The sequence below is a fragment of the Pedobacter sp. HMWF019 genome, from assembly GCF_003061025.1.
Taxonomy (GTDB): domain Bacteria; phylum Bacteroidota; class Bacteroidia; order Sphingobacteriales; family Sphingobacteriaceae; genus Pedobacter.
Genome location: NZ_QAIL01000191.1, coordinates 7,586 through 20,283, shown reverse-complemented (window position 1 = coordinate 20,283; position 12,698 = coordinate 7,586). Strand labels below are relative to the sequence as shown.

Here is a 12,698-nt window from a genome sequence, read left to right as displayed (position 1 = left end):
GTGTAGAATATTATACCACACATAGTGACAAAAAATCAGGTCTGATGACCGATAACATTGGCGGTTACACAGCTGGGAACATAGAATTTGTTTGCGGGTTCGATATCGATGAAAGAAAAATCGGACGTACGCTAAAAGAAGCCATTTTTGCTCAACCAAATTGTACAATCGTACTTAACGCGGATATCAAAACAGAAGCACCTATCTACCGTTCTCCGGTTATCGATGGTGTATCTCCATTAATGGCTTCTTATCCTGAGGCCAACAGATTTGTAATTAAAGATGAATTAAAAAACTCTGATATTTTACTCGATTCAGTAACTTATGATAAAAACTTTGTTGATTCTTTAAGAAACGAAGTAATTGGTCATTTACGTGATCATAAAGTAGAAGTACTGATCAACTATTTACCTGTTGGATCTCAGCTGGCAACTGAATTCTATGCAGAAATCTGTATTGAACTTGGAATTTCCCTGGTGAACTGTATCCCGGTATTTATCGCATCTGATCCAGCTTGGGAACAAAGGTTCATTGATGCAGGTATTCCAATTATTGGAGATGACATGCGTAGTCAATTTGGAGCAAGTATTGTTTCTCAAATGCTTCAGGAACTTGCTTTTGAACGTGGACACCATGTAAAGGCACATATCCAGAGAAATGTTGGCGGAAACACTGACTTCCTTAACATGGAAGACAAAAACAGGTTAAAATCTAAAAAGATCTCCAAAGAAAATGTGATCAGGGCACAAAATGACATCAGAGGAATTTCTACTGACGACAGTTTCTTACATGCAGGTCCATCAGAATACATCTCTTTCTATGGTGACAATAAAGTAGCCAATTTCCGTCTGGAACTGGAAGGCTTTATGGGTGCTCCGGTTATTTTTGATGCGCAACTTTCTGTACAAGATTCTCCAAATTCTGCAGGTGTGGTTATTGATGCCATCCGCTATGTATATGTGGCGAGAGAATTAGGCCTTGTAGGCGCGTTAAGAGGCCCTTCTGCTTCAACTCAAAAAACACCACCACAACAAATGATGTTCAGTGATGCAATTATGGAATGCCATGCATTGGCAAACCGTGAATTGACAGAATCAACAAAAAAACAATTAAAAAAATAATAAGCAGCTAACACACATGCAGCAAAAGGCCTTGTTTTATTAAACAAGGCCTTTTTTATGGCCTGGAATTGGCAACAAGTGGACGAGCAGTTAAAGAGTTTGGTCATGGTTTTAAATGACTGCGCCTTGACAGGATAATACCTGCGCCATGAGTGCGCCTTTTTGCAGAAAAAAGGCGCACTCATGGCGCACTCATGGCGCATTCATGGCGCATTCATACCAAACCATTGTAGAACCAGAACCGTTACCGGTTACGATGTAAATAATAAAACGGCTAGAATAGCAAGTACAGCGGGTAGTGCCTGTACAACAAGAATAGATTTTGAAGCGGTTAAACCACCATATATTCCTGCAACTCCAACACAAGACAAGAAAAACAAGGATATATTTTTAAACCACACAGGATCCTGAATACACAATGACCAAATCAGACCCGCGGCGAGAAAGCCGTTGTAAAGACCTTGGTTGGCAGCCAGTGTTTTTGTCTTCTCAAACATTTCTTCTGGCATAGATCCTTTAAAAACTTTTTTACCTCTTGTTGTCCAGGCAAACATTTCAAGCCAAAGGATATAGAGGTGCTCCAGGGCAACCACAGCGATTAAGATCAGGGCGATAACTTTCATAATGGCATTTCTTAAATCTAATATACTTAAAAAACAACAGCAATTATACCGCTATAAATTCCCATGCACTATGATAGGCATTCTGTTGTTCAGCATAAGATATAAAGCCTGAATAAAAGGAAAACCTGCTCAATGTGGCACTGTCTCCAATCACGATCAGTTTCTTCCTGGCCCGGGTCATGGCTACATTCATCCTTCTGGTATCAGAAAGAAACCCTATAGTTCCTTCCATATTACTTCTGGTTAAACTGATGTACACGATATCTTTTTCCTGACCCTGAAAACTATCTATGGTATTCACCGAGATATAGGCCGAATACTTTAAAAGTTCAGGTGCCTGGAGTAAAAATTCCTTTAAGACACGAACTTGCTGTTTATAAGGGGAAATGATCGCGATGCTTGGATATTCGGGCGTATTTTCGGCAAAAGGGATTGAGGTTAACAGCTGCTCCAGATGACGGATCAAAAAAGAAGCCTCATCTGGATTCATCGTACTGGTGCCTTCCACCTTTTCTTCAAAGCTGCAGCCAGCGGTATCAATAAAGACCAAAGGCTTATCTCCTTTAAACAAAACGTGGTTTGCAACAGCCAAATTTGCTCTTAGCCTGCTATCATAAAAGACAGATGAAGAATAGCCCATAATCATTTCGTTCATCCTGTACTGCTCTTCCAACAGCACTACAGCATCAGGCTGTAGTTTTACGGATTTCTCCAGCAAGGTCATACTTAAGCCGTCTTTAGCTGCCGTATTTGATTTAATGGTTGGCGGCAACTGGCAATGATCTCCGGCTAGTACGACTTTCTCCGCTTTTAACAAAGGAATCCAGCAAGCAGGCTCCAGGGCCTGCCCTGCTTCATCAATAACCACCGTATGGTATTGACGGTTACGTACGGTATAATGATTGGCGCCCACCAGGGTAGCGGTAATTACCTGCGCCTCAGAAAGCAGTTGGTCGATGATATACTGCTCCGTACGGTCCACTTCTTTCATGATCTTGTGGGCCTCATCAAACAAAGCTTTACGCTGTTCTTTTTCTGCCCTGCCAAAATTTCTTTTGTATTTATGGGCCATATTTTTAAACTCGCCTGCTTGCTTTTTAAGGGCACGCACTTCTTTCATACTTCTATGCGCTGCCATCTTTTGATCAAGCGTTAGCGATAGAAGTTGCTCTGAAACCCTTGCCGGGTTACCTACCCTGAGCACATTTAACCCTTCTGCGGCTAGTTTTTCGCTCAGCAAATCAACTGCGGTGTTACTTGGCGCAACCACAAGGATTTGTTTTTGATCCTGCGCAAGTAAACCGCAGATCGCCTGGACCAGTGTGGTGGTTTTACCCGTGCCGGGAGGTCCGTGTACCACGGCAAGCTCATTGGCCATTAGGATCTGGTTTACTGCGCTTTGCTGAGAAGGATTTAGTCCCTTGCCCGCAAAAGTCTTAACATCTTTATGGAAGGTAGCCTGCCTTGCACCCAAAAGTACCTGAATCATAGGCCAGCTGAGTGATTTTTCATCTGTTGCTGCTGCAGTTTTCAGTGCTGCCTTCATCTCTTCATAACTGTTGTTGTCAAACAACAATTCTATCCCGAGTTTTCCATCCGAAGCCCAGTCTGGTAATTCGTCGGTTTTCAAGGTAAGTTTCAGGCGGTCTCCGCTCTGGTAAGCAATCACCCCCTCCACACGATCGTTCTTAGGATCGTGGTTAGAAAATAATACTGCCGGCATTCCAAAGCGAAACTGATGGGCAACATACTGATGTGTTGTCCGTTCTGTTTCTACCGTAAGATAGTCACCACGGCTCATCTCTGAACCTCTGATGGCCACAGGGTACCAAACCAATCCATTAGACCGGCGTTCGGCTACGGAAGAACTTTCTGTAAGTTGCTGATAGATTTTAAGATCCTCTGACTGTTCTGTTTGAAGCAGCTCAAGTAATCTTTTAAAATAGTCCATTTAATTCCATTAAAGCACCATTGTGCGGTATATTTTTTCTAAAGTTGTCGCAGCATCGTCACAAAAGCCAGGATGTACTTTTGATGCCTGTATCACCGTACTTCTGGTTGCAGTGAGCCACCTGAATCTGGAAGGCCTATCCAACTGTGCAATTGGCCCAGCCTCTTTTTCACCACTGCAAATGCGTTGCAGGGCTTTAAGGTGCAGGTACAGTTCCTTTATATCCGTTTGCGGGCAAAAAGCGGCTAAACGTTCCTTGTCCAGATGAAAAACCACTTCCAGAAAACGCTGCTTTGCACAAAACAGAATAACGCCTATATTCATAAACTCCTCCCGTTCTACCCTGGGTACAACGCGAATGATGGCGTACTCATATAAGTCTCTCTCTTGCATGCTGGGCTTCTTTTACAAATACGTCTGAGTGGCTGACACGGGAGATCAGGAATTGCGCATAGGCATTCCGGTGCTCCTCTGCAGATTGAAAGTGACCTTCTCCTTCCAGCCATTCTACCGGGATCAGATCTGTAACAGACTTCAGGAGTTCAGGACTAAGTATGGACTTGAATTCTGCATCTACCGTTTCCAGCTCCGAAGCATGGGGCAGCAAAACGTGATCTTTAATCAGAACAAATGGTTTTTTGGCCTGCTCTTCCCAATTTTGCCAGGAATGGTGAAAATATAGCGATGCGCCATGGTCAATCAGCCACAGTTCTTTATGCCACATGAGCATATTGGTATTTCTTGCCGTACGGTCCATATTGGTGAGCAGACAATCAAGCCAAACAATCTGTGAGGCAAGCTTTGCATCTACAGTATCGACCACCGGATCAAAAGTAATTGCACCAGAAAGGTAATGCAGGGCCAGGTTAAGTCCAACACTGAATTTGAGCAGGTCCTGGATTTCTTCGTCTGCTTCTGTTCTTCCAAAGGCTTCATCCAGCTCTGCAAATACCAGTTCCGGTATCCTCAGCCCCAGACTTCGGGCAATCTCCCCACCTATCAGTTCGGCAATTAATGCACGAACGCCCTGGCCGGCACCTCGAAATTTAATTACATATAAAAACTCATCGTCAGCTTCTGCAATAGCAGGCATGGAACCACCTTCTCTCAAGGGAGTAACGTATCTGATTACCTTTACTGTGCGAAGCTCCGGCAGCTGATGTGCCACTTTTTTTACTTCCGTCATCTAAGCCAAAATTAGGAGATTTATTAAAAAAAACACCAATTTCCCTGCTTTATAATCGATTGATTTATATTTTGAATAGATTAGCAGAAATGTATTCTCCTTATAAAGATGTCAGATACCCTTACAACGGAACGGCTGCTGATTGAAAAACTAAGCCCAGGCGACTCAGAATTTATCCTCGCTCTACTCAATACACCAGGCTGGCTAAAGTTTATTGGAGACAGGAACATCAAAACACTGTCTGATGCGGAGGCTTATGTTCAAAGAACTATAGATAGCCCCACTATTCAATATTGGGTTGTTAAAAAAGCAGCAGACAGCACACCGGCAGGTGTAGTTTCCTTTATTAAAAAAGATTACCTTGACCACCACGACATTGGTTACGCATTTCACCCCGACTTCAGCAATCTGGGCTATGCTTACGAAGCCGTAAAAGCAGTTTTAGAAGAGCTTTCCAAAAACCCTTTGTATCCGGTAATCCTGGCTACTGTAGCCCCGGATAATGAACCTTCTATACGTCTCTTAGAAAAACTTGGATTAAAACGGGAACATCAGCTCGAGGTAGAAGGCAGAACTTTACTCTTGTTCTCCTTGGTTAATCTACGGTGATCTAGGTGATGATGTCACCTGCGACTAGAAAATATTCAATTTTACTGAGCCACACTAACCCCAGTACATCTTTTTCTGAGGCAACCGACCGTTTATTATAATCTGGTGGATAAGGGTGGTCTTCATCTTCTCCATAGTAGATCATCAGGTCTATTTCTCCGGTTTGAGGATACAGGAAGTTTCCTTTCACAGCCTGTGTTACAATCGTAGAACTCCCTTTATGTGCTTTAGAATACCGATGCCCTCCATAGGCCAGTAAGATCTCATGGCCTATTTCATGGGCAGCGGTATGTTTGAAATCAGCTGCAGCATAATTCTCTTTTAACACCAGCCATTTCCCTTTTACTTTGAGTGCACCTGTATTATAATAAAGGATCCTGGACAATTCCCAGTTTCTTGACCTGCGCAACCTGCCTTGACTGTTGTAAACAATTCCAGGAGAAGGAATCGATTTGTTTGTGCTGTTCTCTACTTCCAGATAAAACTCATATCCCTCACCATCAGGCATATGTACACTTTTACCTTCAGGATGATGGTGGCTCCTGCTCCAATATTGTTTCATGCCCTCTATGGCCATAACCAGTAAATCTTCATAGGTTTTCGTTGGCACTTTGACCTCTCCCATGGTGCCCAGATCTTCAAAAGCTGTTCTTAATATCGCTTGAATTGTGCGGATTGGTCTGTTGATTTTGACATCTATCCAGCTTACCTCCTTATAACGTGTACCGAATTTCAAGACTTCAGACTCAACCGCATCATCTTTTATAACCGTCAGTTTTGCATAAAAAGACTGATGGTCAAATCTACGGCTATCGTAAATTCCATTCTTGTCAAAGCCATCCCAATGAATTTGATAAATACCTGGTAACATTGGCACAGATTCAGCAGAACATTGGTATAGGAGTTGGTCTGTGGCATCCCGGATTTCCAGCAGAACCACATTTACAGGCCTTTCCAGGCTATACTCAAAAGTAAAACAAGAATTTTCATTTCTTCCATGGAAATCTGCTACCCCAAAAGGCACTACTGTTCTTTTGCTCCCGCCCAAGTTAAACCCAACAATAACGGTTTTTTGTCTTGTATCTGAATCAGGTCTAAGCATTTTCAAATATAGAGGATTATTTATTTAGTCATTTCTGTATTAAAACAGAAAGATCACTTCCTGTTTTTATTTTTCTTTTATAACTTTCCGGCAACAGATCATATATGGAAAACTATAAAAGCATTTCAGATTCGCACACCACCTTAACAGAATTGATGATTCCTTCATACGCCAATTTTGGGGGCAAAATCCATGGTGGAATTATCATGGGTCTGATGGATAAAGTAGCTTATGTATGTGCAGCAAAACATGCCGGAGCCTATTGCGTAACTGCATCTGTAGATGCCATTGATTTTCTTGCACCGGTTGAAGTAGGCGAACTGATCTCCCTGATGGCTTCCGTAAACTATGTAAGTAAAACCTCCCTGGTGGTTGGTATTAGAGTGATCTCAGAAAACGTAAAGACCAATGAGGTAAAACATACCAATACCAGTTACTTTACTATGGTAGCCATGGATGAGGACCATAAGCCGCTCCAGGTACCTGGCCTGATCCTTAAATCGGACGACGACATCAGACGCTTTTTTCAAGCCTACCATAAAAAGGAACTGAAGAAATATCTCCGCCAGGAAGAAAAGAGAATGAAAACGGAGTTCGAAATCGCTGAGTCCATCGAACTGCTCAAAAATGAGCGGTGCATCATAAAACGCAGCTGATTCCGATCTCCTGTTATCCTTTTAATATTTTACCTTTTTCGGCATCAAATTCTTCCTGTGAAAGGATTCCGGCATCCAGCAGCTCTTTTAAATCGAGCAGGGCTTTCTTTTTTGCTGCCATGTCATTTTCCGGAACTGCTTGTGATGCTGCCAATACCGGTTCGACAGGCTTAACGGCCGTTCCCTGCGGACTAAATTTGAGGATCAGTTCTGTGATCTCGTTAAAACCTTTGATATTGGAATAATCAATTGCCTTTTGTTCTTTTACATTGACGACAGAAATATCAGCCTGGTTTTCGAGCAGGTATTTCACAACATCCTTTTTACCGTTTGCAGCGGCATAATGTAATGGTGTATTTCCAGACTCATCTTGAATATTGATGTTTGCGCCTTGCTCCACAAGCAATTTAGCCATGCTCAAATGGCCATTTTTAACGGCTACATGCAACAAGCTCTCCCCACCTGAACTGTAAGAACCTGTTAAGTTAAAATTACTGTCTGAAGAGAGTCCAGCGGCCGATTCTACCCAATCCAGATAAGAATTCATGGAATCTGTCTGATCAGAAACCGGTTTACTGTGGTTGGCATCCAGACCATTTTCCAGAAACAGGTCAACGATTTCCTTCTGGTTGTTTGCACAGGCGTACCAAACCGGGGATACCCCATTCTTGGATGTGACAAAGATATCTGCCCCCTTATCTATTAATAATTTAGTAATGACTCTGTTGGTTTCATAGCAGGCAATTAACAGGGCACTTTCACCGGCATGGTTAAGGTGATCCAGATTGGCTCCGTTTTGCAGCAATAGTTCGACCATAGGCAGATTCTTAGATCTCACTGCAAACAGCAACGGGCTTTCTCCATGCTTATTGGTAGTATTGATATTTGCCCCCTGCTGCAGAAGCAACTGCACAACTTCTTTATTTCTGCAGCCAGAAGCCAGCAGAAGAGCGGTTTCTGCGGCGTTGTTCTCCAGGTCAATTTCAATACCTTCTTTCAGCAACTTTTCCATCACTTCTACCTGCCCGGACAATGCGGTCAGATGCAAAAGGCTATTCCCTTGTTTATCGTTGATCTTGATATTTGCCCCGTTTTCCAACAGATACAACGCCGTCTGCTTTTGTTTTTGCAGGCAGGCAAAGTAGAGTGGAGTTTCACCTTCATGATCTTCATAATTCAGATCGGCGCCCTCGCCAACCAGTATTTTAACCAGGTCCAGATAGCCCCTGTGCGCCGCATAATGTAATGCTGTACGCCCTCTTTCATCTGTATAGTTAAAATCTGCTTCTTTATTGGCCAGGAGGATTTCTGCTATTTTTCTATTTCCGCTTTCGCAAGCCAGGATAAATGACATCGACATATTAGTTCTGTAATAAGAGTTCTACGGTTTTTGATTTGGTATTGTCCTGAGAAGCCAGCGTGAGTGCGGTCTGGTCTTTATCATTCTGGATATGAATATCGGCACCTTTTGAAAGCAATAGCTTTACCTTACGGTAAGTCTCCTTGGCCTTTTCGTTATCGCGGTACAATTCATGAGCGCAAACTTTATGCAGCAGGGTGTTTCCTTCATTATCTTGCTGGTTGATGTCTATATTTCCATCTTCTACCAATATTTTCAATATCTCTGCATTTTTTTCTGCCGCCCAGTCTAAAGCTGATTTCTCTTTTCCATAGTGCTCAGAGGTATGATAAACGTCTGCTCCATCCTGTATCAGGCGTTCCAGCAATTTGATCTCAGTTTCTGAAGCTCTGTCTAATCTGCTCACATACTTGGCCAGCATTGTACCTTCCTCTTGTGCACGAAGTTCAAATGCGGGGCTATCATAACTGGCAAGTTTATCATAGGAAGCGAGGTTAAACTGATCCACTACCACGTTATAAAATGGCGTTCTGCCTTTCTTATCTTGTGCATTTGGATTGGCTCCATTTTCCAGCAGCACATCCAGGTATTCCTTTCTGTTCCTGTCAATGACCAGGTGAAGTGGCGTGGTTCCTACAATATTCGCTGTATCTACCTCCAGGCCCTCGCCAATTAAAAATTTCAGATATTCTACGCCTTTTTCCGTATTCCTAACACTCAGGGCACCATTATTTACCACCTGGTAGATAAAGTTCTCTTCTGCATTGTTCTTGTAATTGATATCGCAGCCCGCTTCTACCAGGCGTTTTATGAGTGCAATATCCGCAGCTTCTTCCAGCGCATAGCCCAGCAAGGTCTGGTCCTGAAGATCACTGTTCAGGCTTTGAAATTTACCAATTAAAGTACTAAAATAGTCGAGGGAGGCTTGGTCTGTAGGGAAACGGATGATGTGGTCAAAGATGCTTTTTTTAAAAGAATCGTATTCGTAAAGGTCAGTTTCAATGGTACCGTCTTCGATCAGCTGATCCAGGATATCAAAGGCTTTACGGTCCTTAATTTTATCAAAAATAGCGCTCCATTCATAGGATTGGAGGTTTTTAGGTAAGCGTTCCCCACTATTTAATAGTTGTTTGGCCGCTTCTACATCGCCCGATCTCAGGGCTTGCAAGAGAGATGATTGTTCATTCATAGACCATTTTCGGTTCAAATATCTTGCCATCGTATGTCTCCCGGCTATTTTTTTTCGGCCAGAATACATGTTCTCCTATTAAATCATTCGTCATCTCTGATTTTGATCATAAATTGGGAAATCGCTAAAACATTTCTCCTCTACTTTTGCTTATTAATACAACTTACTCTTACAATTAACTTAATATCAAAAGATGAAAACAACTAAATTAATGATGAGTGCGGTTATGGCCGCAACCCTGTTTCTGGCGAGTTGCGGGCCAAAGGATGCAGATATTCAGGCGGCTGTTCAGGCTAAAGAGGCAAGTGGAATTACGGTTGCCGTAACTAAAGGTGCTGTTACTTTAACTGGCGAGGTGGCTGACGATTCAGCAAAGACCACCGCTGAACAAGTTGCCAAGGCTGAAAAAGGGGTTAAATCTGTCACAAACGATTTAACTGTTAAGCCTGCTGTTGCACCTGTTGTGATTGCAGAGGATACGGTTCTTCAAAAGAATGTTGCTGATGCAATAAAAGACTTCCCAACGGTAAAAGCAGATGTTAAAGACGGCGTAGTGACCTTAACCGGAGCGCTTAAGAAAGCTTCTTTAATCACTTTAATGCAACATCTGTCTGCGCTTAAGCCTAAAAAAATTGACAACAAATTAACGATTAAATAGTACGCATCATGGCTTTACAAGATAAATATAAACAATTAACGGATGCGGCCTCGGCTGCTGGGATAACCGATCTTGCCGTACGTGAGCAGGATGGTGTATTGTATGTAGATGGTACAGCTCCAGATGGCGCAACCAAGGATAACCTATGGGATATCTACAATCAGATTGACCCAAATTTTGCTTCTGGCGATCTGGTCCTCAACGTGAATGTGGCTGTTGACGCTGCTGTAACTCATGCAAAAGTGGTTACAGAAAGTTCCAATTTGAATATCCGCAAAGGCCCAGGAACAGATCAGCCAATTGTAGGAAAAGCAGCTCATGGTGAAGTGATTACCCTGGTTAACAGAAGTAACGATTTATGGTGGCTGGTCCGTACAAATGACGGCGAAGAAGGATACTGCTATGCGCAGTACCTGGAGCCGCAGGCTTAGTTTCTTTGTTTAATTATGCTAATAATAGATCCGGACTTACGTCCGGATTTTTTTTGTTGGTGCTGTATTGAAATAAATTTGGTATCTGTTTCGAGGCTGCGCCTGCTAAGCCCCCGAAAAGGGGCCAAACCAGCCAATGCCTCTTTACAGACACCAAATTTATTTCTGGATTTCACGCCTAGCCGGAATGTTGTAAAAATAGCGGAACAGCACTGTTATACTCCATATTTGGTTATAACGACATCAATATACAGGTTCCATGCTTGTTATACTTCATATCGGTTTGCGCCCGAAAAACCGAGCTTGCGAGTTCTTGAGAACAAATAAAAACATAAACACCTCGAAAAAATTAAGATTGCTCAGAGAGGACCTCAGGGCGCCTTGCCACAAGAGCGCAGCGGGGCAAGGAGTCCAGTCCTCGAAGAGCATCTTGATTTTTCCATAAAACCCGAATATAGTTTAACCCTGGAACTTCTTGAACACGACGATACCGTTATGCCCGCCAAAGCCAAAAGTATTACTCATAGCTACATCTATATTCTTCTCCATTGCATTTACCTTAACAATATTCAGATTGGAAGGAATTGCCGGGTCCGGATCCGTCAAATTGATTGTTGGAGGAACGATTGAATGTCGTATAGCCTGGATACAAGCTATGGCCTCTATAGCGCCTGCTGCGCCAAGCAAATGACCTGTCATAGACTTTGTAGCACTGATATGTAAATGATCTGTCTGATCCTTAAATAGCTTTGTTATAGCCTTTAATTCACTCATATCTCCAACAGGAGTTGAAGTGGCATGGGCGTTTAGATAATCGACATCTTCTATATTTAAACCTGCATCTTCCAGCGCAAAACGCATAGCAGTAGCTGCGCCTTCTCCTTCGGGATGAGTTGCGGTCATGTGATAAGCATCGGCTGTCATAGCCGCTCCTGCAAGCTCGGCATAGATGGTTGCATTTCTGGCAATGGCATGCTCGTATTCCTCAAGAACTAAAGCACCGGCTCCTTCACCCATTAAGAACCCATCTCTCCCTGCATCAAAAGGTCTGCAAGCAGTTTCAGGGGTATCATTTTGTGTAGTCATTGCTTTCATTGCACAAAAACCTCCAACTGAAGCCTGTGTAATTGGCGCTTCAGAACCTCCGGTAACGATCACTTTTGCTTTTCCCCATCTGATGTAATTGAAAGCATCCATGATGGCTGTATTTGACGTAGAGCAAGCCGAAACCGTGGTATAATTGATGCCCATTAAACCATACTTTATAGAGATCATTCCAGATGCCATATTGGCTATAAGTTTAGGAACAAAAAAGGGGCTGAACCTGGGCACAAAATTGTTTTCTGTATATTCTGTAACCTGTTCTTCAAATGTTAGCATCCCACCCTGACCTGAACCCCAGATCACCCCTGTATCATAAGGGTTCATCGCAGAAAAATCCAATCCCGAATCTTTAATAGCCTGTCCGGCAGCAACAAGTGCATACTGGGTGAAAGGATCAGTTCGCTTGATTTCATTTCTATCGAGGAAAAGTGAGGCGTCAAAGTCTTTCAGCTCTGCGGCAATCTGTGTACGAAATGCGGCGGGATTAAACCTGGTGATGCGGTCTGCACCGCTCTTTCCCTGGATAAGACTGTTCCAAAAAGTTTGAATATCATTTCCTACCGGCGTAAGCGCGCCCATTCCTGTTATAACTACTCTTTTCATTTTACAAGTTTTAACTACTTGCACTTAGCAAGCTGTTGCAAATATAAATAACTGCTTTATATTTGCAAGTAGTTTAAACTGGATGATATGAAATCTGACTGCCCC

General features: G+C 42.8%; 13 protein-coding genes. 5 read left to right on the top strand and 8 right to left on the bottom strand.

Annotated elements, in window-relative coordinates; all coding sequences use genetic code 11:
* A partial coding sequence (locus tag DBR11_RS11970) for an inositol-3-phosphate synthase (protein ID WP_108552911.1) occupies positions 1 to 1,121 on the top strand: 1,121 nt, incomplete at its 5' end.
* A 251-nt stretch (positions 1,122 to 1,372) separates the two neighbouring features.
* Here the strand turns inward: DBR11_RS11970 and DBR11_RS11965 are convergent.
* From DBR11_RS11965 to DBR11_RS11950, 4 genes are read right to left on the bottom strand one after another with little or no spacing between them, the layout of a single operon-like run.
* Entirely contained in the window at positions 1,373 to 1,744 is a 372-nt protein-coding gene (locus DBR11_RS11965; protein ID WP_108552909.1) for a DUF1304 domain-containing protein, read from the bottom strand.
* Positions 1,745 to 1,787: 43 nt separating this feature from the next.
* The gene (locus tag DBR11_RS11960) at positions 1,788 to 3,695 is read right to left on the bottom strand and encodes an AAA domain-containing protein (protein ID WP_108552908.1); all 1,908 of its coding nucleotides are present in this window, start codon (positions 3,693 to 3,695) and stop codon (positions 1,788 to 1,790) included.
* 9 nt (positions 3,696 to 3,704) lie between these two features.
* Positions 3,705 to 4,088 (bottom strand): DUF3037 domain-containing protein, encoded by a 384-nt coding sequence (locus DBR11_RS11955; RefSeq protein WP_108552907.1) that lies wholly within the window; start codon positions 4,086 to 4,088, stop codon positions 3,705 to 3,707.
* Positions 4,066 to 4,881, bottom strand: a complete 816-nt coding sequence (locus DBR11_RS11950; RefSeq protein ID WP_108552906.1) for a HipA family kinase — start codon at positions 4,879 to 4,881, stop codon at positions 4,066 to 4,068. Before DBR11_RS11950 ends, DBR11_RS11955 begins: the two co-directional genes overlap by 23 nt.
* A gap of 108 nt (positions 4,882 to 4,989) precedes the next feature.
* Between DBR11_RS11950 and DBR11_RS11945 the strand changes: the two genes are divergently transcribed.
* Positions 4,990 to 5,490, top strand: coding sequence for a GNAT family N-acetyltransferase (locus DBR11_RS11945; RefSeq protein ID WP_108552905.1), 501 nt, complete (start codon positions 4,990 to 4,992; stop codon positions 5,488 to 5,490).
* A 1-nt stretch (position 5,491) separates the two neighbouring features.
* Here the strand turns inward: DBR11_RS11945 and DBR11_RS11940 are convergent, their stop codons facing one another.
* Positions 5,492 to 6,592 (bottom strand): hypothetical protein, encoded by a 1,101-nt coding sequence (locus DBR11_RS11940; RefSeq protein WP_108552904.1) that lies wholly within the window; start codon positions 6,590 to 6,592, stop codon positions 5,492 to 5,494.
* 104 nt (positions 6,593 to 6,696) lie between these two features.
* Between DBR11_RS11940 and DBR11_RS11935 the strand changes: the two genes are divergently transcribed.
* The gene (locus tag DBR11_RS11935; protein WP_108552903.1) at positions 6,697 to 7,248 is read left to right on the top strand and encodes an acyl-CoA thioesterase; all 552 of its coding nucleotides are present in this window, start codon (positions 6,697 to 6,699) and stop codon (positions 7,246 to 7,248) included.
* A gap of 13 nt (positions 7,249 to 7,261) precedes the next feature.
* Here DBR11_RS11935 and DBR11_RS11930 read toward each other — a convergent pair whose 3' ends face one another.
* Both DBR11_RS11930 and DBR11_RS11925 read right to left on the bottom strand, forming a co-directional pair.
* Complete coding sequence (locus DBR11_RS11930) at positions 7,262 to 8,608, bottom strand: ankyrin repeat domain-containing protein (protein WP_108552902.1); 1,347 nt, start codon at positions 8,606 to 8,608, stop codon at positions 7,262 to 7,264.
* A gap of 1 nt (position 8,609) precedes the next feature.
* Positions 8,610 to 9,797, bottom strand: coding sequence for an ankyrin repeat domain-containing protein (locus tag DBR11_RS11925; RefSeq protein ID WP_158275272.1), 1,188 nt, complete (start codon positions 9,795 to 9,797; stop codon positions 8,610 to 8,612).
* A gap of 193 nt (positions 9,798 to 9,990) precedes the next feature.
* Here DBR11_RS11925 and DBR11_RS11920 point away from each other — a divergent pair, with 193 nt between their 5' ends.
* Both DBR11_RS11920 and DBR11_RS11915 read left to right on the top strand, forming a co-directional pair.
* Positions 9,991 to 10,455, top strand: a complete 465-nt coding sequence (locus tag DBR11_RS11920) for a BON domain-containing protein (protein WP_108552898.1) — start codon at positions 9,991 to 9,993, stop codon at positions 10,453 to 10,455.
* A gap of 8 nt (positions 10,456 to 10,463) precedes the next feature.
* On the top strand, positions 10,464 to 10,886 hold the full coding sequence (locus DBR11_RS11915; protein ID WP_108552895.1) for an SH3 domain-containing protein: 423 nt from the start codon (positions 10,464 to 10,466) through the stop codon (positions 10,884 to 10,886).
* 459 nt (positions 10,887 to 11,345) lie between these two features.
* Here the strand turns inward: DBR11_RS11915 and fabF are convergent, their stop codons facing one another.
* A complete protein-coding gene (fabF, locus tag DBR11_RS11905; protein WP_108552891.1) occupies positions 11,346 to 12,593 on the bottom strand; it encodes a beta-ketoacyl-ACP synthase II in 1,248 nt (415 codons plus the stop codon).
* Between the last annotated feature and the right edge of the window lie 105 nt (positions 12,594 to 12,698).

What these genes read in the sequence shown, in the direction of transcription:
- DBR11_RS11965 (WP_108552909.1), bottom strand. Translation starts at nt 1,744, where the DNA reads ATGAAAGTTATCGCCCTGATCTTAATCGCTGTGGTTGCCCTGGAGCAC.
- DBR11_RS11960 (WP_108552908.1), bottom strand. Translation starts at nt 3,695, where the DNA reads ATGGACTATTTTAAAAGATTACTTGAGCTGCTTCAAACAGAACAGTCA.
- DBR11_RS11955 (WP_108552907.1), bottom strand. Translation starts at nt 4,088, where the DNA reads ATGCAAGAGAGAGACTTATATGAGTACGCCATCATTCGCGTTGTACCC.
- DBR11_RS11950 (WP_108552906.1), bottom strand. Translation starts at nt 4,881, where the DNA reads ATGACGGAAGTAAAAAAAGTGGCACATCAGCTGCCGGAGCTTCGCACA.
- DBR11_RS11945 (WP_108552905.1), top strand. Translation starts at nt 4,990, where the DNA reads ATGTCAGATACCCTTACAACGGAACGGCTGCTGATTGAAAAACTAAGC.
- DBR11_RS11940 (WP_108552904.1), bottom strand. Translation starts at nt 6,592, where the DNA reads ATGCTTAGACCTGATTCAGATACAAGACAAAAAACCGTTATTGTTGGG.
- DBR11_RS11935 (WP_108552903.1), top strand. Translation starts at nt 6,697, where the DNA reads ATGGAAAACTATAAAAGCATTTCAGATTCGCACACCACCTTAACAGAA.
- DBR11_RS11930 (WP_108552902.1), bottom strand. Translation starts at nt 8,608, where the DNA reads ATGTCGATGTCATTTATCCTGGCTTGCGAAAGCGGAAATAGAAAAATA.
- DBR11_RS11925 (WP_158275272.1), bottom strand. Translation starts at nt 9,797, where the DNA reads ATGAATGAACAATCATCTCTCTTGCAAGCCCTGAGATCGGGCGATGTA.
- DBR11_RS11920 (WP_108552898.1), top strand. Translation starts at nt 9,991, where the DNA reads ATGAAAACAACTAAATTAATGATGAGTGCGGTTATGGCCGCAACCCTG.
- DBR11_RS11915 (WP_108552895.1), top strand. Translation starts at nt 10,464, where the DNA reads ATGGCTTTACAAGATAAATATAAACAATTAACGGATGCGGCCTCGGCT.
- fabF (WP_108552891.1), bottom strand. Translation starts at nt 12,593, where the DNA reads ATGAAAAGAGTAGTTATAACAGGAATGGGCGCGCTTACGCCGGTAGGA.